Source organism: Aurantibacter sp. UH7 (assembly GCF_056839165.1).
Map to the genome: position 1 here is coordinate 770,330 of NZ_CM166388.1, position 21,164 is coordinate 791,493.

Here is a 21,164-nt window from a genome sequence, read left to right on the forward strand (position 1 = left end):
TAATTAATTAAAATCTATTCTTTCAATTCTAATTTCTCAGCAAAATAATCGCAAAAATCTTTCATTGTAGCCGTCATTTTTTCGTCTTGTGTTGCTTTCATAAAGGTATCAGAAAGTGAGACTAATGTTTGATGAAAGAATATTTTCATTTCATCAACCGGCATATCTTTTGTCCAAAGATCAATTTTTAGTGATTCTCTATTCGTACTATCCCACACAGAAAGCAACATGGCTTTTGCCTCTTCATTATTTATACCGCCATCTTGAGCAGACCAATTTAATTTCTCTGGCACCCGGTTTTCATCAAGACCAACCGTAAGTGTAATTTGAGATTTATGCAATTCAGCCATTATTTTCTAGGTTTATAGTTAGCCTCCTTAAAGATTTCTTCAGCAGACAAAGGTAAAAGTTGTTGCGGAGTTATTTCGTTTTTTTCCATATAAGCTTTAACTATTTGCCATCCGATATATCTACCTAACCTCGAAGGCGACTCATTATCAAGTTCAAGTCCAAATTTGGAAAATGGAGCAAGATCTAAGAAACTTAACTCTAATTTATTATCAGTGCTATATAATAATTCGTGTTCCACAAAATAACGCCAAATAGGCTCTTCATTAGCCATAGCCCAATCATACTGCTCTTCAGAATAACCAATTTTTTGTGCATCAGTTATATTGGGCAAAAGCTTATCCTTTAAATAAAGGATTTTACCGTAGTATATTATTTTGGAAAGAAAAGTTCGCTCAGTAGGGTAGTTTAATACTTTAGTTGCAAAAGCACCGGCAACATCACTGGTGATAAATTGTTCATCTAAAATGGCAGCAATGTATTTCTGCATACCCTGATAAAACTTGTGATCTGAGCCTAAATAATTATCCAAACCAATTAACAATAGGCTATCAGTTAAAATAATTCTATTACGATAGTCAACATTAGAGGTTACTGTTAAAACTTTTGGTCCATTTATACGAGGAAAGTAATACTTAATATGTTTGTAAAGCAGATCTAAATTTACTTTTTCATCTTCAAAATCAGGAAAAGCCTTACCTACTTCATTTAAAAGTTCTATTTGTATGGTATCATCTAATTTTTGAATCCAAATACTATCTGGGTACTGTGCAGGAAACAAATAGGGGTATTTTTTCTTTGTTTCAGAAAAAGTTGCTGCAGTGGTTGCTGCTAATTCGCGATCAAAACGCACAATTTTTAAATCCATCGGAATTTTTTCGATAGCTTCATTCACTTTATTTTCATCACTACATGAAAAAATAGCTATAGATATTAAGAATAAAGTAAAAATTCGTCTAAGCATGTAAAGTAATTGTAAGTTCATTTTATTTTTTCGTTGCTACACGTTATTTTTAGCGAACAAAGTTAAATGAATTCTTCATGCAGACCGAAAAAGTTGTTGATCATATTGTAAATTGGCTTAAAAATTATGCCACCAAGGCTGGAATTAAAGGTTTTACAATTGGGATATCTGGAGGAATAGATTCTGCAGTGACATCTACTTTATGTGCTAGAACGGGTCTTGAGCTACTTTGCCTAGAAATGCCCATACATCAGGCAGAAAACCAAGTTACACGCGCATCTAAACATATTGATTGGTTAAAATCGAATTACAATTCGGTTAAAAGACAACCAGTAAACCTTACTCCTGTGTTTGATAGTCTTATTGAGGCATTACCACCAGTAGTAAATGAAGAAGAGCGTTTTATGTCTTTAGCGAATACAAGAGCACGCTTACGAATGACTACACTGTACTATTTTGCAGCATTAAATGGTTACCTTGTTGCAGGTACAGGTAATAAAGTAGAGGACTTTGGCGTAGGATTTTACACTAAGTATGGTGACGGTGGTGTTGATTTAAGTCCAATAGCCGATTTGTTAAAAACTGAGGTATACGAAATCGCAAAATTCTTAAATATAAATGTAGATATACAAGAAGCAGCTCCAACTGATGGACTTTGGGGTGATGATCGTACGGACGAAGATCAAATTGGTGCTTCTTACCCGGAATTAGAGTGGGCAATGCAAATGCAAGAAGAAGGAAAAACGGAAAATGATTTTACTGACCGAGAAAAAAAGGTTTTTCTTATATTTACAAAACTAAACTCTGCTAACAAACACAAGATGGTTCCTATACCTGTTTGCACTATCCCTAGTGCATTAAAGTAACCACTCAACTGAATTTCAGGTATATAAAACGAATATAATTTAGAAAATAGTGTTTTTTAGATAAAAATTAGGAGTTTTGTTTACCAAATTAGATAAATAAACCTTACATTGGATGTCAGTATTTATAGACAACCATTAAGGGATTCAATTTATCCCAAAAAATATCAAAATGATTAAAATTTTAATAGCGGACAACCACCCTATCGTGAGAATGGGAGTAAGAAGCGTTCTGGAAGCAGCAAATGGCTTTGAAGTTGTTGGTGATGTTTCCACTACCGGAGAGCTTTTTGAAAAACTAGAAAATACAACACCTGACGTGGTAATGTTGGAGATGGACATTCCTGAAATAAATGGAATAGCTGCACTTCGGAAGATTAAAAAATCATTTCCAGATATTAAAGTACTTATGTACAGTGGACAATCTGAAGATGTTTATGCCTTAAGTTCTATTAGAGCAGGTGCTTTCGGATACCTAGCAAAAACATCGGAAGTAGATTATATAGTATCAGCTGTTAAAAAAGTTGCTGAAGGTAATATGTTCATTACAAATGAACTTGCACAGCGCTTAGCATTTGATGAAGGCACCCAAAAACCAAGAAGATTTTTCAGAAAACTATCTACAAGAGAAGTTGAAGTTTTAAAACTATTGGCTAGTGGAAAACGAAATAAAGATGTAGCTCTAGGTCTTAACTTAAATGAAAAGACTGTGAGCACATACAAAGCACGTTTGATGAAAAAGTTAAATGTTGACAATATGGTTGACCTTTTACAACAAGCAAAAGCTTTAGAGTTATACTAAATACCTTACCAAAAAGGTTGAAAAGTCCTATCTGTTACCGACAGATGGGGCTTTTTTTTATGACAAAACTCTATTTAGCTTTTTATTGAGCAACATGTTTAGTTGTAAATAATTTACAATCTCTTCTAAAGTCTCACGATTATCATCATTTTTGTTTTCAGTATTCATTTGCAGTGCTTCCATTCTCTTTTTTATAAGAAAACAACGTAATGTGAGTATTGTTTCACTAACCAACTGTGATACACCTATTTTTTTACCTTTCGGATAAATCTGCTTACTCTCCCAATTGTGTAGACTATATTTTTCTTCTTCCATTAAAATGGAAGAAATCTCTGTGACTAAATCTTGATCAATTTCTGCTAGAAAGGAATTAATTGAAAAATTCTCTTTTTCATTCAATTCAGCAATCAGTTTATAGTAGATATCACGAAATTGCTCATTTGTCAATTCAATTTCATCTTCTTGTAAGTCCAAATAAATTTTCTCGTATACTTTCACTTCAGAAGATTCAGGTTCCAATTCCAAATCACCCTCTTCATTTTCCTTTAAAACCAAATCTTCGAAAAGCTGTTTTTCATTTCCATAGAGCAATAGCATTTCAATAATTTTTCGCTCTAACTCATATTGCACATCTACTTTTTCTGCAACAGGTTCTGGCTTAACAACTTCAAAAGCTTTTTGACCTTGACGTGCCTTTTTATGTTGATCCGATTGGTCTTTTTTACCAATTTGGGCCAGGGTATTAAAAAGAACATTTTCAGAAACTTTCATAATACGAGCACATTCCTGAATATAAATTTCCTTTTTTATTTGATCAGGAATCTTAGCGATACTATTTACAATATCGCGTACCGTATCTGCCCTTTTTATAGGATTATCCGATGCTTCTTGCATCAATATAGATGCTTTAAATTGGATAAAATCTTTGGAATTATTCTCAAGATACTCAACTACTTCATCGTAAGAATTATTCTTAGAAAAGCTATCGGGATCTTCACCTTCTGGAAAGGTGCAAACCTTAACATTCATTCCTTGCTCTAGTATAAGGTCTATACCACGCAAAGAAGCACGTAAACCTGCTGCATCACCATCAAAAAGCACCGTAATGTTTTTTGTTAGTCTATTTATTAATCGAATTTGTTCTGGTGTTAAGGCAGTACCACTAGAAGCCACCACATTTTCGATACCTCTTTGATTAAATTGAATAACATCAGTATAACCTTCTACCAAATAACAATTATCTTCTTTTGCAATCGCCTGTTTAGCATAGTAAATGCCGTACAACACCTTACTCTTATGATAGATATCACTTTCTGGAGAATTAAGATATTTAGCAGCTTTTTTATCATTTGTTAGAATACGGCCGCCAAATCCGAGTACCCGGCCACTCATGGAATGAATGGGGAACATCACACGCCCCTTGAAACGATCAAACTTTTTGGTTTTACCAGCATCAAAATTATCTTCTTTTACTATGGTTAAACCTGTTTTTTGAAGATAATTAAGTTTGTATCCTTTATCGAGAGCGGTATTGGTAAAACTATCCCATTGATCCAAACAATAACCAAGACTAAACTTTTTTATAGTTTCATCAGTAAACCCTCTCTCTTTGAAATAAGTTAAGGCAATTGCCTTACCAGGTTCCGTATCAATTAAAGTGTCTTGAAAATACTTACTTGCATATTCTGAAACCAAGTACATACTCTCACGCTCATCTGCTACCGCTTTTTCTTCGTCAGTACGTTCGGTCTCCTCTATCTCAATATTATATTTCTTAGCAAGATATTTTATGGCTTCAGGATAGGTGAAATGTTCATGTTCCATTAAGAAAGCAACAATATTGCCTCCTTTACCACTACTAAAATCTTTCCAGATTTGCTTAACTGGTGAAACCATAAAGCTAGGTGAACGTTCGTCCGTAAACGGACTTAAACCTTTAAAGTTGGTCCCAGACTTTTTCAATTGTACAAAATCACCAATAACCTCCTCAACACGGGCGGTTTCATAAACTTGGTCTATTGTTGACTTTGATATCAAATTATATTTTATTTAATACTATTATAGCCTGTAAATATAAGCTAAAATCTAGCTTTCTAAAAAGCCCATTTATAGTTCTAAGTTAATCACAAACTAGTTTTGAATTTATTATTTTTATTCATAATCTATTTAAAAGATGATATTTTTTCTCGGAACACGTCCAGGTAAAACAGAAATAAAAACACTCGATTCAGTTTCTTGCACTCATTGTAAGCAAATTGGCACTCTAACCTTATCGAAAACTAGTAACTGGTTTCATTTTTTCTGGATAAAAATTTTTAAAATTTCAAATAATTCGATTATCGAATGTTCTCATTGTAAAAGGGTATATTTTGAGAATGAATTTTCCGAAGAAATGAAACAGGAAATTTAATTTGTCATTTTTTACGATCAACCACATAATTCACCATAAGCTCTAGTGAATTTTTATAATCCGAATCGGGGTAATCTTGTAATAATTGTAATGCTTTTTCTTTAAACGCTAGCATTTTTTCAACGGCATAATCCAACCCGCCATTAGCTTGAACAAATGCTATTACTTCTTTTACGCGCTTTTTATCACGATTATGATTCTTTATCGAATTAATCAACCAACTCTTATCTTTTTTCGAAGAATTGTTTAGAACATAAATTAATGGAAGCGTCATTTTTTGCTCCTTAATATCAATACCTATAGGCTTTCCTATTTTAGCCGCACCATAATCGAAAAGATCATCTTTTATTTGAAAGGCCATACCACATAGTTCTCCAAATTTCCTAAACTTCTCTACTTCCAGACTATCGGGTTTAACAGAACAAGCACCAAGTGCACAACAAGCTGCAATAAGTGTTGCCGTTTTCTGACGGATAATTTCATAATAGACATCTTCAGTAATATCCAGTCTACGAGCCTTTTCTAATTGTAAAAGTTCACCTTCACTAATTTCACGCATTGCCACAGAAATGATTTTTAACAAATCAAAATCATCATTATCAACTGAAAGTAACATACCTCTAGCCAGTAAAAAATCGCCAACTAAAACAGCAATTTTATTTTTCCACAAGGCATTAATAGAAAAGAATCCTCTGCGTTTGTTACTATCATCTACTACATCATCATGCACCAAAGAGGCTGTATGAATTAATTCAATTACAGAAGCACCACGATACGTTCGGTCATTTACCACACCATTGTTCAATAATTTAGCGGTAAGAAACACGAACATGGGCCGCATTTGTTTTCCTTTTCTGTTTACAATGTAATATGTAATTCGGTTTAAAAGCGCAACTTTAGACGTCATAGACTCAAGAAATTTAGCTTCAAAAAGCTCCATTTCTTTTTCAATCGGTTCTTTTATTTGGGATACTATTTTCAACAGTTATTGCGATATTAAATAAAGGCTCATGTGTAAATGTAAAAATAGTTAAAATAGGACGATAAGCCCTGGTTATACAACATGAATTCAGATTTACTGTTTATTAGCCAATTGCCCACAAGCAGCGTCAATATCTTTACCTCGCGATCGACGGACCGTAACAGTTATACCATTTCTTTCTAATGTATTCACATATATCTGAATTGCACTGTCTGGGGCTTGCTTAAAATCACCATCATCAATAGGGTTGTATTCAATTAAATTGACTTTTGAAGGAGCAAAACGACAAAAGTCTACTAAAGCATTAGCAGCCTCCTGTGTATCATTTATCCCTTTCCAAACAACATACTCATAAGTGATACGACTTTTCGTTTTTTCGTACCAATATACTAATGACGAACGTAAATCTGCCAATGTAAAATTAGCATTAAAGGGCATTATGGAAGTCCGCACTTCATCAATAGCCGAATGTAAGGAGACAGCCAACTTAAATTTCACTTCATCATCAGCCATTTTACGAATCATTTTAGGTACACCAGAAGTGGAAACAGTAATACGCTTTGGAGACATCCCTAGTCCTTCATCTGAAGTAATCTTGTCAATTGCCTTTAAAACATTATTATAGTTCATTAAAGGCTCTCCCATCCCCATAAAAACAATATTACTCAAGCGACGACCAAAATAAAGTTTACTTTGATTGTCTATAACAACAACTTGATCATAAATCTCATCTGGATTTAAATTGCGCATTCTTTTTAATCGGGCGGTTGCACAAAATTTACAATCTAAACTACAGCCAACTTGACTAGAAACACAAGCCGTAGTTCTCGTTTTAGTTGGAATTAAAACAGATTCTACCACCAAATCATCATGCAAACGAACGGCATTCTTAATTGTACCATCACTACTGCGTTGCATAAGGTCAACCTTGATATGATTGATTACAAAATTATCCTCTAGCATTTGACGGGTTTCCTTAGAAAGGTTTGTCATAGCCTCAAAAGAGTGTGCAGATTTCTGCCATAGCCATTCATAAACTTGATTACCTCGAAAGGACTTATCACCTTGAGAGACAAAAAAATCACGCAATTGCTCTTTTGTTAACGCTCTTATGTCTTTCTTATCCGTTTTCATTATATTAAAGATAGTGCAATAAAAAAATCCCGCTAATGCATTAGCAAAGCGGGATTCTTACATTGAAATTTAATTTATATTATCAACATCGCATCACCGTACGAGTAGAACTTATATTGCTCAAGAATTGCTTCTTTATATGCTTTTTTCATTAAATCGTGACCCATAAATGCTGAAACCATCATCAATAAAGTAGATTTAGGTAGGTGAAAATTAGTCACCATTGCATTTGCAATACTAAAATCATACGGTGGAAAAACAAATTTATTCGTCCAACCATCAAAAGTATTTAAGGTATGTTGTGAAGAAACAGCACTTTCTAATCCACGCATAGCTGTTGTACCTACAGCACAAACTCTACGTTTTCTTTCTTTAGCATCGTTTACTATTTCTGTTGCTTTTTCATCAATAATAAGTTCTTCACTATCCATTTTATGTTTAGATAAATCTTCAACCTCAACAGGGTTAAAAGTACCTAAACCAACATGTAAAGTAAGCTCAGCAAATTTCACGCCTTTTATCTCAAGACGTTTTAGCAAATGCTTAGAAAAGTGTAACCCAGCTGTTGGAGCTGCTACTGCACCTTCATGCTTTGCATAAATAGTTTGGTAACGATCCTCATCTTCCGCCTCTACATCACGCTTAATATACTTAGGCAAAGGAGTTTGACCTAAATCTCTAAGTTTTCTTCTAAAGTCTATATAAGACCCATCATATAAAAATCGAAGGGTTCTACCTCTAGAGGTTGTATTATCAATAACTTCAGCAACTAACGTTTCGTCATCACCAAAATACAATTTATTACCAATTCTAATTTTTCTTGCTGGATCAACTAAAACATCCCAAAGACGTTGTTCTTCGTTAAGTTCTCTCAATAAAAAAACTTCGATACGAGCACCAGTTTTCTCCTTGTTACCATACAATCTAGCGGGAAAAACTTTAGTATTATTCAAGACCATTACATCGTCTTCATCAAAGTAATTAATCATGTCTTTGAACATCTTGTGTTCAATTTTACCCGTTTCTCTATGGATGACCATTAATTTTGATTCGTCCCTATTTTCTGCAGGATACTCTGCCAAAAGGTTATCGGGCAGTTCGAAATTGAAGTTTGATAATTTCATTTATCGTATTTAGATTAGCAATTTTTGCGGCTGCAAATATACAATCTGGAAATAGGCGTTGTCAAGTAAATTGATGTTTAATTACAACTATATCTCTGTAACCGCAAATTCTAGACTTTTTAAATCTTTCCAATAATCGGGGTATGATTTCGAAACTACCTCAGCATCATTTACAAAAAGCTCCGTTTTCATTGCAAGTGGAGCAAACGCCATGGCCATTCTATGATCGTTATACGTATCAATCGCAACACCACTTTTTATCGTTGAAGTTACATCAATAGTTAAACTTTTATCTGTTACAGAAATAACACATCCCAACTTAGAGAGTTCAGTATATAACGCCTCTAACCTATCTGTCTCTTTAATTTTTAAGGTATGTAATCCTGTTAAATAACATCCAATACCCAGTCCAAAACAAGTAACAGCAATAGTTTGCGCAATATCTGGTGCATTTGACAAATCACATTCAATAGTTGATTGTTCTACTTTCGCAATCTTTTTTATGCTGATTTCATTCGACTCGAATGTTGTAGAAACACCAAATTCTTTATAAATCTCAGCAAGAATACTATCACCTTGCAGACTGTTCTTCTTGTATGCCGATAGTTTTATTTCGCTACCCACCTCACTTAAGGCTATAATGCTATAGAAATAAGAAGCAGAACTCCAATCGGACTCCACAACTAACGTATCATCTTTTACTTCTTCTTTAGGACTTACTTTTATCAAATTACCTTCAAAAGAATTTTCAACACCAATTTGATCTAACAATGCCAAAGTCATTTTAATATATGGCACAGATGTTATTTTACCTACCAACTCCAACTCCAAACCATTTGGAAGACTTGCACCAGTCATTAATAATGATGAGATATACTGACTGCTAATATTAGCAGGAATACTCACTTTATTTTTTGATAAAGTTGAACCTTTAATTCTTAAAGGTGGATACCCATCATTTTTTGCATATTCGATATGAGCGCCAAGTGCCCGTAAGGCATCAACTAAAACACCAATAGGTCTTTCCGTCATTCGTTGCGACCCAGTAAGCAAAACCATTTTCCCATTTTGTGATGCAAAATAACTTGTTAAAAAACGCATGGCAGTACCTGCATGATGAATATCTACAGTTCCATTTTCTACAGCAAGGCCTTTCGCCATTACTTGAGCATCATCAGAATTTGAAAGGTTTTCAATTTTTATATTAGGAAATAACGCTTTTAACAAAAGCAATCGATTTGATTCGCTTTTTGAGCCTGTAATTCTAATATTAGCTTTAAGAAGGTTTTGTGGAGGTGGGCCGAGGTGTAATTTCAATGCTTGTTTCTCTTTTTGAGTTGAATAGTAGCTAATTTATAAGCATCTTAAAAATGAATATTTTCAAGATTACTTTTATTGCTCCAATTATAGAACAATCTATTCAACAAAGATAAACTATTTCAGTTTTTCATTGCTTTGATGCCTATCGTGATCTCGTTTTGTTTTTAAGTCGAGTTTCTTGTAAAAAGCATCTTCAATATCAACACCAGTCTGATTCGCCAAACATAGCACTACAAAAAGTACATCTGCCAATTCTTCACCTAAGTCTTTATTCTTATCAGATTCTTTTTCACTCTGCTCACCATAACGCCTAGCTATTATGCGCGCCACCTCACCTACTTCTTCTGTAAGTTGTGCCATGTTCGTAAGTTCATTAAAATAACGAACTCCATGGTCTTTAATCCAATTATCTACCTCCTGCTGCGCTGTTTTCAATCCCATTATTAGTCATTTTTGACAAAACTACTTTTTCTGATTGTTTTTGAACCAACTGATTGTAAAATTCTTTTAATAATTGATATTCTTGAGAAGGTACTAAACTGGCATTTAAAGATATTACGCTATTTACTACTAAAAAACCTTGTTGTTCAGTAATATCATATTTAAAATCTCCCATTCGCTCTGGCAAAGAAAGCATAGTAGTTTCTGGTATAGATTCCACTTGATAACCTTCAGGTATCTTTATTTTAACCACAAATTTATCTTCCCAAGGGTAACCAAATTCAACCGGAAATTCTCTTTTATCAGATTTAAATGGATTTTCTGAAACAGATTTATAAAAAAGCGGCGAAAAATATAATTTTTCATCTACCTGATCCACTACATCCTCTTTAAAAATGTCATAAGATTGAACAATGGGTTTTAATAAGTCTTCATTATATTTAAGCTCATAATTTGAAATTTCTATATCATCATTCTCTTTTTCTAATTCTTCCAAAAAACTATCTTCAGTACTATTATTATATGTTTTTCTAAAAAGCATTGCATTATACTCTGTATAACGCTGTTTACAATTACCTTCTATTGAGCCATCTTCATTTAAAGTTATATTTAACATTGATAAATCTACTGACTTCTTTTTTGGAGCTAATTCTACCATAGTCGATGTTCCAGTATCAGAAACCATTCTACCCCACCAATTTAATGCTCGTAATGGCAATATATTAGCTGTACTATAAGGGTCTGTGCCATCTATGAGGTATTCTTTACCATTAATTTTCGCTGATGCAATAACATAATTAAATCCTTGGATAGTCGGGAAAAGTGGAATACCGTTGTCACGAGTACTTATTAATACTGGATATGCATTAATACCTGCATATTTTAACATTGCTACTATCATTAAATTAATATCACCACTATTACCTAACTTCTCTTTATACGCATCTTTCACACCTTCATCGCATCCTACACCCATATATTCGTTCCACTTGACTTTCTCTCGAACAAAATTAAGAACAATATCTAATCGCTTTCTTTGATCACTTATTGTGGCCAATTCAACATCTAACTCATCTTCAAAATATTTTTTCTTTTTTAATTCAGCTCCAAAAGAACTGCTGTTATAAATACTTTTTACAACATCATCCCAAGATTTAGAAAAATTCTTAAACGTAGAACCCGGTATTTCAAGAGATTCAATTTCAAACTTAACGGCAGACCGGTAATTATCAATATTAGTTACAAATGGTTCTTCTTTTAATGCAGGAATATCATTTAAATTAAACTCTGTTCTTACTGCATTTACATTTAATGTATTATTCAAAACACTGGTAGTTACAGGTTTTATACTTAAAAAACCTTTATGTCGCTGATTAAATTTAAAATAATCAAAAATTCGCATTGAGGCTTCTACCTTTCGAATAGGTATTTCTTCTTGAAATCTAAATTCACTAATACTTTGTATAAACGGAGACTTTAATCTGTATTTATATTCCACAACAGAGCCTTCTTTTAAATTGGGCATTGTTAATTTTACCTGATTTATATTTTTAGAATACTCTGACTTAAATATACATGACTTATCTAGTTTAGTTTCTACAACCTCACCATCAACTAACGCATAAGAATATCCTTTAAGCCCACTAATTTCAACATCGGTACTACCACTCTTATATAGGTTTATAATTTTGGTAGCATACTTAAAACCATCTTTATTATAAATTTTTATTCGCTCTTGAATCTCAGTAATTAATTCTAACCCGACACTCGTATTATACTCATAGTAAGAATTGCGATAACGATACAAATAAGCAGCATTTGCTGAAGAATCTTTGGGATATACTTTCTCTAAAAGTTCACTTTTTGTAACCTTTCCAAATTTTAATTCTTGAGCTTGTGATTGAACACAACATATAAAAACCAGCACTAATAATATTGAAGTCTTTGTCATAGTTCTATATTTTACTTTTTAAAATCATTTTAAGGTTATCACCTTTTGCAATAGCCCTTTTAAAGTTTCTAAAATCAGTATATTCTTCATTAGAATATGTGCCACTTAACATCATAATTTTTCTTTTGTAGATCAAAGTATTAACATCAATAGATCCAATCGTTACTTCATATGATCCATACTTATTTTTAATAGTAATAGGTTTTGGTAGAGTAGATATTTCAAAACCCTCAGGAAGCCTAATAGTATACTCATCTTCATTAAAATAACCTCTTGAAATTTCGAATGGCAGCTTTCTATTTCTATAACGGTCTGGCACAAAATTATCTTGATCAAAAGGGTTTGGTTTAAAAAGAAGCTCCTCACCAACTTTACTCGCAAAAGCTTTCGCTTCTACAGCTACTTTTTCCTTAAAAAGAACTTCACTTTTATTATTTTCTAGTGAAATAGTGTTAATCTTTAATCCATTAATATTACTCCAATATTCCTTATAGTATTCATCCTGTTTTTTTTCTGACAATTTATCGATTCGAGAATGTCTATCATACTGAACACCACCTGTAGTTATCTCAACTGATCCTTTAATACCGCCTTCTTCCGAAAGTCCAAAATTTGCTGTGGTAAATTTTGAATTATATTCATTCAAATAAGCATCTGTATGTTTTACAACCCCACCATTTGGTGTTATTACTAATACATCACGATCATCTGTAAAAGTGCTTAAAAAGCCAAACGGAATACTTTGACTGGTACATTCCAACCACACATCTTCACCTTCATGAGGCACATTTAAGATAACATGATTCCCCTCCATAGAAGCAAAATCAGACTCAATACTTCGCTTATAATTACCAGCCCAAACTACACTGTAATAAGATTCAATTCCTTGAGATTTTAAAAGTGCTTTGGTATAATTAGTTAGTCCTTTACAATCACCATATTTAACCCTATCCACTTCATTAGCATCAATGGGCATCCACCCACCTATTCCCAATTGAACACTTATGTAACGCGTATTGTCTTGAACGTACTGATAAATTTTCTTTGTCTTTTCTAATTTATTATCAATATTAGAAACCAAGTCACTTATCAGATTTTTAGTACTTTCTGAAACAATATCTTTTTCTAATAATAAACTTTCGTATTGCCATTTACCTATTGAAACCCAGTCGCTACCTTGTCCGTTAACTCCTTCAAGATGAAAATCTGAAAGACTAACTAATAAACTCGGTTCAATTTCGTAAAAAGCAGGACTTAATATTTCTCTTTTAGTAGCCGGTACGTTTTTTAGACTATAAGAAATAACTTTCTCTGACGAGTGATTTTCTATAGGATAAAGTTCAAAATTCTTTTCTTTTTTTCTAATTTTCAATACAGAAGGTTGAGAAATTTTATAAGTACTCTTCTCAGTGCTTACCAGATATTCTTCAATTGGCGACCACTTAGGCAAAAAGGCTGTATTAGAAGTGTTATAACTGAAAGAAAAATCGACTGTATAAGGATAATCGATTGGTGTATAATTAAAATACTTTACACGAGAGTCACCATATAGAGTACCACCATCAACAGCACTAACATCTTTAAAGTCTTTCTTTTTAAACTTCTCTATTTCGTTCCCATTTTTATCAAAAACGATTACATTTAAATCTTGAATTTTAGTAGCAGGATCATAAAAGACATAGGGGTTTATCACCGAACGGCCAGCCTTTTTAAGCACAGTAACAATACGCCGTTTGGTAACGGTCATGCTTTTTTTAGAAGAAACATCAACCACAGTTTCATCTAAACGCACAACGGCGTTTGCGTTCTCTGTAAGATTCTTCTCTATTGTAGAAGATAAAAATTGCTTCTCTTGTGCCGTACATAAAAAGCACATTAACAAGGCACTAAGTGCCAAAAATACTCGCATCAATTATATTTTGGGGTTGTTATAAGAAAATAAAAATAATTACTTTTCCTACTTTTTGCCAAAAAAAACCGACTAAAAGACCGTTTACTTGTTTAAGTTGATTACTCTTTGTTCTTTGTATCTATTGAAATAGTGACTGGACCATCATTTATTAAATCGACTTTCATGTCGGCACCAAAAACACCCGTTCCAACTTTTTTACCCAAATCCTTCTCAATTTGACTTATAAATTGCTCGTATAAAGGCACAGCAATATCAGGTTTAGCTGCTTTTATGTAACTAGGCCGATTTCCTTTTTTAGTAGAAGCATGTAAGGTAAACTGACTAACAACGATAGCATCACCAGCTATAGCAATAAGTGATTTATTCATTACATTGTTTTCATCACCAAAAATTCTAAGGTTTACTATTTTCCGAGACAACCACTCAATATCTTCTTGTGTATCTTCTGCTACTATTCCCAATAATATCAATAAACCACAATTGATTTCTGATATTACATCTAGATCCACTGTCACGCTAGCTCTTGAAACCCTTTGAATAATTGCTCTCATCTATTTTTCTGCAAAATCATCAGTTCTATATCCATCATCGTCACCTGTTACCATTTGCACATAACTACGGTAACGACTCCAGGCTAACTCATCCTTTTCCAATGCTTCTTTTACAGCACATTTCGGCTCGTCCAAATGAAGACAATTATTAAATTTACAATTACCCTTCAATTTAAAAAGGTCTCGGAAATAATCGCCAATTTCTTCTTTCTCCATATCAACGATACCAAAACCTTTAATACCAGGTGTATCGATAATACGTGCGCCGAAATCAAGATCAAACATTTCGGCAAAAGTCGTAGTATGTTGGCCCTGTAAATGTTGTTCGGAAATTTCGGTGGTTTTAATATTTAATCTCGGTTCAAGAATGTTAACCAATGTAGATTTACCAACACCTGAATGACCTGCAAACATACTCGTTTTGTTTCGCATTAATTCTTTAACCTTATCTACATTCTTACCAGTAGTAGCTGAAATTCCAATACATGTGTATCCAATATTCCTATAAAGTTCCGCCAAATATTTAATCTCACCTAGCTCTTCTGGGCTGTATGAATCAACTTTATTAAACAATAATACGGTTGGTACATCATAAGCCTCTGCAGTTGCTAAAAAGCGGTCTATAAAAACAGTATAGGTTTTTGGATTGTTTAATGTTATCATTAAAAAAACCTGATCCAAATTAGCAGCAATTATATGTGTTTGCTTTGATAGATTTACAGACTTTCGGACGATATAATTCTTGCGATCTTCAATTTCATAAATAACCCCAACAGTAACATCTCCTTGATTGTCTAATTCAAATTTAACATAATCTCCTACAGCCACCGGGTTTGTGCTTTTAATTCCTTTAATTCGAAACTTTCCTTTTATACGGCATTCATAAAAATCGCCATCCGCCGTTTTAACGGTATACCAACTTCCTGTAGATTTATAGACAACACCTCGCATTCATTCTATTTAGGGTACAAAGAAAAGCAATACTTTTATAATACACTGATATTTAATATTCTTACAGTATTCGATTAATATGCAACCATCGCATAATTTGTTTGTCCTTATTTGTAAACCTTAAAAATTTATCATGAAAAAAATTATAATCTTAACATGCTTAGCTTTCATATCCTATTTGGATGCTAATTCACAACAATTTAAAGTAATTACAAGTGTAGAATCTATTGTACCTAGTGGTATTGGCAGGTCCAGAATTATAGATGCCCAGGAAGAAAAAGACTTTGAAAGCTACACAACAGAACAAACCGAAGAAGACAATACTAGAAACAAGTCGAAACGCGCAGATATCAGAGTAAAGAATTTTGAGGAAACTAAGCTTCTTAATTTTTATAATATTGCAGGAATTCGTTTTCAGAATATTGCCGCAAACGATGCTGTTATTTCTTCAAAATTAAGCAAAATGGCTGCAGATGGATGGGAGCTTGCTTTCGTAACCAGTGGCGTAGAGGCAGATGCTGGCGATAAAGATGGCCAAGGTATTTTTATTACGCGTTACGTTTTTAAGAAAAATGAGTAATAATTTAGTTAATAAGAAAACAGCCTTATGATTTAAATCAAAAGGCTGTTTTTATTGAAATCCAAGTAAGAAACTAAAAGCTTGAATTAAGCATTAATTATTTTTTCTTGATGATTTATTGATTCTTGGTGTATTGCTTTAAACATTTTTAAAACAAATTCTTCACTCAATCCCTTAGATTCTCCTTCAAGAATCATTGCACCTAGAATTTGGTTCCAACGATTAGATTGAAGCACAGCAACATTCTTTTGCTTTTTAAGTTCACCTATACCATCAGAAATCTTCATACGTTTTCCCATGGTTTCAATTAGCTGATGATCAAAAATATCTATTTGAGCTCTTAAGTTGCTTAGTTTAGCATTGTATTCTGCTTCGCTATCAGTTTCTTTTCTAATTCGAAGGTCTTTCATAATTTGAACTAATGCAGCTGGTGTAACTTGCTGTGCAGCATCACTCCAAGCATTGTCTGGGTCATGATGTGTTTCAATCATTAATCCATCAAAATTCAGGTCAAGAGCAGTCTGAGAAACATCAAAAATCATATCACGCTTACCAGTAATATGTGAAGGATCACAAATTAATGGAAGATCTGGAAATTTATTTTGAAATTCTATAGCTAATTGCCACTCTGGAATATTTCTATATTTTGTTTTTTCGTATGTTGAAAACCCACGGTGAATTGCACCTAAATTTTTAATTCCAGCAGTATATAAACGCTCGATACCACCTAACCATAAAGATAAATCTGGATTTACCGGATTTTTAACCAATACTGTTTTATCTGTTCCAGCTAATGCATCTGCAATTTCTTGCATGATAAAAGGGCTTACTGTTGAGCGGGCACCAATCCACAACATATCTACATCATATTCTAGTGCTAATTTTACGTGAGCAGCATTCGCAACTTCGGTAGTCGTTTTCATACCAGTTTCAGCCTTCACTTTTTGCAACCACTTTAATCCTAAAGCACCAACACCTTCAAAATTTCCAGGACGAGTACGAGGTTTCCATATACCAGCACGGTAATAATTAACATCAGTATCTTTTAAGCTATGGGCAATGCCTAAAACTTGTTCTTCTGTTTCAGCGCTACACGGCCCTGCAATCACTAATGGATGGTCTAACTTCATGTTATCTAACCAACCTCTCATCTCTTTTTTGTTTTCCATTTTATTATTTGTTAAGCGGTATTCCTTTTAAAATTTCCTTTATTTTATTTGTATCGTTCATTTCGTTATAAATTCCTTGATAATCACTTTTCTCCAATAATTCTTTAAACTCTTGAAGGTTTTGTATGTACTCATTCAAAGATGCTACAACATTCTCTTTATTCTGTTCAAATATGGGCGTCCACATTGCTGGTGAGCTTTTTGCCAATCGTACAGTGCTCTCAAATCCACTACCCGCCATGTCAAAAATATCACGTTCATTTCGCTCTTTCTCAATAACAGTCTTTCCCAACATAAAAGAGCTGATATGTGATAGATGAGACACGTACGCAATGTGCTTATCATGCGCCACGGGGTTCATATATCTAATTCTCATACCCATTTGCTGAAAAATAGCTAAAGCTCTTTCCTGCAACTTAAATGCAGTCATCTCTACTTCGCAAATAATATTTGCTTTACCATTATATAAATTCTCAATTGCCGCAGAAGGACCTGAAAACTCTGTACCAGCAATTGGGTGACATGCTAAATAATTTCTTCTCTTTGGATGATCTTTAAGTGTTTCACAAATTAAATTCTTAGTAGAACCCCCGTCGATAACAACACAATCATCATTTATGGCATCTAATATTTTCGGAAGCTCAGCAACCAAAACATCAACTGGAATACTCACAATCACCATATCGGCCGTACTCAAATCATTATAATTTGCTTTCGCATCTATAATGTTTAAAGTCATGGCCTCATCTAGATGTGCTGGATTATTATCGATACCAAAAACCTTAGTTTCTGGCTGAATTCTTTTGATGTCTTTTGCAAAAGAGCCACCAATTAAACCTATACCGATTATAAATAAATTCATTTTACTATTTACTTATTACTAATTACTCCCTTCAAAATCTTTCAATTGCCTCCTGTATCTTTTCTTCAGGCACACAAAGTGAAAATCTAATATAACCCTCTCCATTGCTTCCAAAAACTGTACCTGGGACTAGGAATAAATTTTTGTTATACAAGATTTTATCAATAAATTCTTCTGAACTCACACTACCTGATGGCAACTTAGCCCAAACAAACATTCCTACTGCATTAACATCATACGTACAATTAAGTTTGTCGGCTAATTTGTATATCAAACCTCTTCGCTTCCCATATACTTCATTTAAATCATCGTACCAACGTTGACTACTTCCTAAGGCTTCTATAGCTCCTTTTTGAATACCATAGAACATACCTGAGTCCATATTACTTTTTACTTTCAATACTGCATTTATATGCTCTGTGTTACCGAGTACCATACCAACACGCCATCCGGCCATATTAAAAGTTTTACTCAAAGAATTTAGTTCTAAAGTCACATCCTTTGCATCCTTCACAGCAAGTATACTGGTAGGATCGTTATTTAATACGAAGCTATATGGATTGTCATTCACCAACAGAATATCATTCCGTTTTGCGAAAGACACTAATTTCTCTAATTCCGTTTTAGCAACACTTGCTCCGGTAGGCATATGTGGGTAATTTACCCACATAATTTTCACTTTCTCTAAATCCTCTTCTTCTAGGGCTTCTAAATCAGGAAACCAACCATTCTCTTCTTTAAGCCCATAATATTTAGGTACAGCTCCTACCAATTTGGTAACTGAGCTATATGTTGGATATCCAGGATTCGGAATTAAAACCTCATCTCCTGGGTTTAAAAAGGCCATGCTTATGTGCATAATTCCTTCTTTTGATCCCATTAAAGGCAAAATCTCTGAAACTGGATCTGCAGATACTCCAAATTTAGAAAGGTAAAATTCAGCAAAAGCTTCGCGTAAGGCAGGCAAACCCTGATAGCTCTGATATTGATGCGCACCATCTTCTATGACCGCATTTTGTATAGATGTAACAATTTCAGCAGCAGGCATTAAATCGGGACTACCAATACCCATATTAATTATAGGTCGGCCTTCAGCCATTAACCCCCTAACCTCTCTTAATTTCTTAGAGAAGTAATATTCTTCAACAGTATGTAACCGATCAGCGGTGCGAATCATAGCATTGCATTTTTATATTCACCCAATATTTTAAAATCATCTAACATGATGTCCAACAACGATTTTGCTTTCTCAAAATGGGCATAATCATCAAATTTCACATCTACAAAAAAAGCATACTTCCAAGGTTTTTCAATAATAGGTAATGACTGAATCTTGGTTAGGTTCAAGTTACAATCACTCATAACATTCATTACTGTCGCTAGACTGCCACGTTTATGATCAGTTATAAACCTTACGGAAGCCTTATTTATTTCTTCCTTAGGCAGTTCTTTATTTTTTGTTTTTACAATAATAAAACGAGTAGAATTATTTTTGATCGTCTGTATATCAGATGCTATGATGTTCAAATCATACAAATCAGCGGCTACTTTCGGTGCAATGGCACCTATACCCTTCAATTGCTTATCTTGAATCTGTTTTGCTGTCTCCGCTGTATCAACATCTTCGACCAATCTTATGTTTGGATATTTTCTAAAAAAATCTTTGCATTGTAACAATGCCATAGGATGAGACCGAACTTCAACTATGTCATTAATTGTCTGTCCATTTAGCACCATTAAATTGTGATGAATATTTAAATAATGTTCACCAATTATATGGAGGTTATTATCATGCACTAAAGCGTAATTGGGAATTATAGAGCCTGCTATAGAGTTTTCAATAGCCATAATTCCCTTATCGGCGGAACCATCTAAGAGCCTATCGACTAAATAATCAAAAGACATACATTCTATAAGTTCGGCATCAACATTACAATATTCGTGAGCCACCTGATGGTGATTTGAACCTTTGATACCTTGTATTGCTATTTTTACTGACATTTTTAATAATTCTAATAAACAAAAAAGTCCCGTTTTTAACGGGACTTCAATTTGCTTATATATTCAATACTTCACAACAGTCCCGTACCTCTCTTAAAAAAGAAGTAAAAAAAGAATCTGTTAAAAAAGAATTGCGTATTCATAAAACTTAAACTTGCGGCTAATGTATGAATTTAATTTAAAAATCTCCTTTTATGAAGAATTTATTTTGATTTGATTACAATTTCTTAAAATTTAAGGGCTAAACCTAGTCCATTATGATTACCTACTGGAAATAATCGAAACGTAGTTTTCTTATCAAATTGTTTGTTATATGTCAAAATCGACTTCTTTTTGGAGTTAACAGACTTCCAAAAGAAAATTGAACCTATTGCAAATGAACCAACAACACCAATCAAAGGAGCGCGCTGTTTTTCTGCTTCTCTTTCCACAGTAAAAAACCAAACACCAAAGCCTGCTTCCACAGCAGCGAAGGTCCACCAAAGATTTTCTTGCCTTTTCCCTTTATTCCATAAATCAAAAGCCTCTGTATTTGTTGCAAGAATATCCTTGAACTCTTGTTTCATTATTTGTTCATCACCTTGAAAATATTTCAATTTCAAAAGACCTGATTTTACACTAATTTCTTGGGCGCTAATATTGGTGGAGAAAACTAATATCAACACCAACGATATACAAGAATTAAATAATTTCATTTTAAATAAGGTATAAATAAAAAAGATAATTGCAATTCAACATTGTTCAAAATTGAGAAAGTACTTTCTGAGTTCAAATATAAAAAGGCTCCCAAGATTGGAAG

The 21,164-nt window shown here is 33.5% G+C and carries 21 protein-coding genes; 4 read left to right on the forward strand and 17 right to left on the reverse strand.

The annotated features are described in order from the left end of the window. Positions 1-14: 14 nt before the first annotated feature. Both gldC and gldB read right to left on the reverse strand, forming a co-directional pair. Positions 15-350, reverse strand: coding sequence for a gliding motility protein GldC (gene gldC, locus UH7x_RS03275; protein WP_482362290.1), 336 nt, complete (start codon positions 348-350; stop codon positions 15-17). Next, positions 350-1,312 carry a gliding motility lipoprotein GldB gene (gene gldB / locus UH7x_RS03280; RefSeq protein ID WP_482362291.1) on the reverse strand — a complete coding sequence of 321 codons (963 nt, stop codon included), beginning with the start codon at positions 1,310-1,312 and terminating at the stop codon, positions 350-352. Before gldB ends, gldC begins: the two co-directional genes overlap by 1 nt. A 77-nt stretch (positions 1,313-1,389) precedes the next feature. Here gldB and nadE point away from each other — a divergent pair, with 77 nt between their 5' ends. Together nadE and UH7x_RS03290 are read left to right on the forward strand one after the other, a co-directional pair. Then, on the forward strand, positions 1,390-2,178 hold the full coding sequence (gene nadE / locus UH7x_RS03285; protein WP_482362292.1) for an NAD(+) synthase: 789 nt from the start codon (positions 1,390-1,392) through the stop codon (positions 2,176-2,178). A gap of 169 nt (positions 2,179-2,347) precedes the next feature. Continuing rightward, on the forward strand, positions 2,348-2,977 hold the full coding sequence (locus UH7x_RS03290) for a response regulator (protein ID WP_482362293.1): 630 nt from the start codon (positions 2,348-2,350) through the stop codon (positions 2,975-2,977). A gap of 57 nt (positions 2,978-3,034) precedes the next feature. On the opposite strand, the gene dnaG is transcribed toward UH7x_RS03290, so the two are convergent. Continuing rightward, positions 3,035-5,014: a DNA primase gene (gene dnaG, locus UH7x_RS03295; protein WP_482362294.1), complete on the reverse strand. Its 1,980-nt coding sequence runs from the start codon at positions 5,012-5,014 to the stop codon at positions 3,035-3,037. Positions 5,015-5,150: 136 nt separating this feature from the next. Here dnaG and UH7x_RS03300 point away from each other — a divergent pair, with 136 nt between their 5' ends. Beyond that, positions 5,151-5,387 (forward strand): zinc-ribbon domain-containing protein, encoded by a 237-nt coding sequence (locus tag UH7x_RS03300; RefSeq protein ID WP_482362295.1) that lies wholly within the window; start codon positions 5,151-5,153, stop codon positions 5,385-5,387. Positions 5,388-5,391: 4 nt separating this feature from the next. On the opposite strand, the gene UH7x_RS03305 is transcribed toward UH7x_RS03300, so the two are convergent. From UH7x_RS03305 to rsgA, 9 genes are all read right to left on the reverse strand, one after another. Next, the gene (locus UH7x_RS03305; protein WP_482362296.1) at positions 5,392-6,369 is read right to left on the reverse strand and encodes a polyprenyl synthetase family protein; all 978 of its coding nucleotides are present in this window, start codon (positions 6,367-6,369) and stop codon (positions 5,392-5,394) included. 93 nt (positions 6,370-6,462) lie between these two features. Beyond that, positions 6,463-7,503, reverse strand: coding sequence for a dual-specificity RNA methyltransferase RlmN (gene rlmN, locus UH7x_RS03310; protein ID WP_482362297.1), 1,041 nt, complete (start codon positions 7,501-7,503; stop codon positions 6,463-6,465). 74 nt (positions 7,504-7,577) lie between these two features. Continuing rightward, the gene (queA, locus tag UH7x_RS03315) at positions 7,578-8,627 is read right to left on the reverse strand and encodes a tRNA preQ1(34) S-adenosylmethionine ribosyltransferase-isomerase QueA (RefSeq protein WP_482362298.1); all 1,050 of its coding nucleotides are present in this window, start codon (positions 8,625-8,627) and stop codon (positions 7,578-7,580) included. 87 nt (positions 8,628-8,714) lie between these two features. Continuing rightward, a complete protein-coding gene (locus UH7x_RS03320; protein ID WP_482362299.1) occupies positions 8,715-9,944 on the reverse strand; it encodes a 3-phosphoshikimate 1-carboxyvinyltransferase in 1,230 nt (409 codons plus the stop codon). Positions 9,945-10,061: 117 nt separating this feature from the next. Beyond that, positions 10,062-10,388 carry a nucleotide pyrophosphohydrolase gene (locus UH7x_RS03325; RefSeq protein ID WP_482362300.1) on the reverse strand — a complete coding sequence of 109 codons (327 nt, stop codon included), beginning with the start codon at positions 10,386-10,388 and terminating at the stop codon, positions 10,062-10,064. Further along, on the reverse strand, positions 10,354-12,339 hold the full coding sequence (locus UH7x_RS03330; RefSeq protein ID WP_482362301.1) for a transglutaminase: 1,986 nt from the start codon (positions 12,337-12,339) through the stop codon (positions 10,354-10,356). The genes UH7x_RS03325 and UH7x_RS03330 overlap by 35 nt, the downstream gene beginning before the upstream one ends. Positions 12,340-12,343: 4 nt before the next feature. Continuing rightward, positions 12,344-14,248, reverse strand: a complete 1,905-nt coding sequence (locus tag UH7x_RS03335) for a DUF3857 domain-containing protein (protein ID WP_482362302.1) — start codon at positions 14,246-14,248, stop codon at positions 12,344-12,346. A gap of 101 nt (positions 14,249-14,349) precedes the next feature. Then, a complete protein-coding gene (gene dtd / locus UH7x_RS03340) occupies positions 14,350-14,802 on the reverse strand; it encodes a D-aminoacyl-tRNA deacylase (RefSeq protein WP_482362303.1) in 453 nt (150 codons plus the stop codon). Next, positions 14,803-15,753 (reverse strand): ribosome small subunit-dependent GTPase A, encoded by a 951-nt coding sequence (gene rsgA, locus UH7x_RS03345; protein WP_482362304.1) that lies wholly within the window; start codon positions 15,751-15,753, stop codon positions 14,803-14,805. A gap of 133 nt (positions 15,754-15,886) precedes the next feature. Here rsgA and UH7x_RS03350 point away from each other — a divergent pair, with 133 nt between their 5' ends. Beyond that, entirely contained in the window at positions 15,887-16,333 is a 447-nt protein-coding gene (locus UH7x_RS03350) for a hypothetical protein (protein ID WP_482362305.1), read from the forward strand. 86 nt (positions 16,334-16,419) lie between these two features. Here the strand turns inward: UH7x_RS03350 and UH7x_RS03355 are convergent, their stop codons facing one another. The 5 genes from UH7x_RS03355 to UH7x_RS03375 all read right to left on the reverse strand — a co-directional run bounded on the left by UH7x_RS03355 (position 16,420) and on the right by UH7x_RS03375 (position 21,060). Next, a complete protein-coding gene (locus tag UH7x_RS03355; RefSeq protein ID WP_482362306.1) occupies positions 16,420-17,502 on the reverse strand; it encodes a chorismate mutase in 1,083 nt (360 codons plus the stop codon). A 4-nt stretch (positions 17,503-17,506) separates the two neighbouring features. After that, entirely contained in the window at positions 17,507-18,364 is an 858-nt protein-coding gene (locus tag UH7x_RS03360) for a prephenate dehydrogenase (RefSeq protein WP_482362307.1), read from the reverse strand. A 31-nt stretch (positions 18,365-18,395) separates the two neighbouring features. Further along, a complete protein-coding gene (locus UH7x_RS03365) occupies positions 18,396-19,541 on the reverse strand; it encodes a pyridoxal phosphate-dependent aminotransferase (RefSeq protein ID WP_482362308.1) in 1,146 nt (381 codons plus the stop codon). Further along, positions 19,538-20,365, reverse strand: coding sequence for a prephenate dehydratase (locus UH7x_RS03370; RefSeq protein ID WP_482362309.1), 828 nt, complete (start codon positions 20,363-20,365; stop codon positions 19,538-19,540). The genes UH7x_RS03365 and UH7x_RS03370 overlap by 4 nt, the downstream gene beginning before the upstream one ends. Positions 20,366-20,592: 227 nt before the next feature. Then, positions 20,593-21,060 (reverse strand): hypothetical protein, encoded by a 468-nt coding sequence (locus UH7x_RS03375; RefSeq protein WP_482362310.1) that lies wholly within the window; start codon positions 21,058-21,060, stop codon positions 20,593-20,595. Between the last annotated feature and the right edge of the window lie 104 nt (positions 21,061-21,164).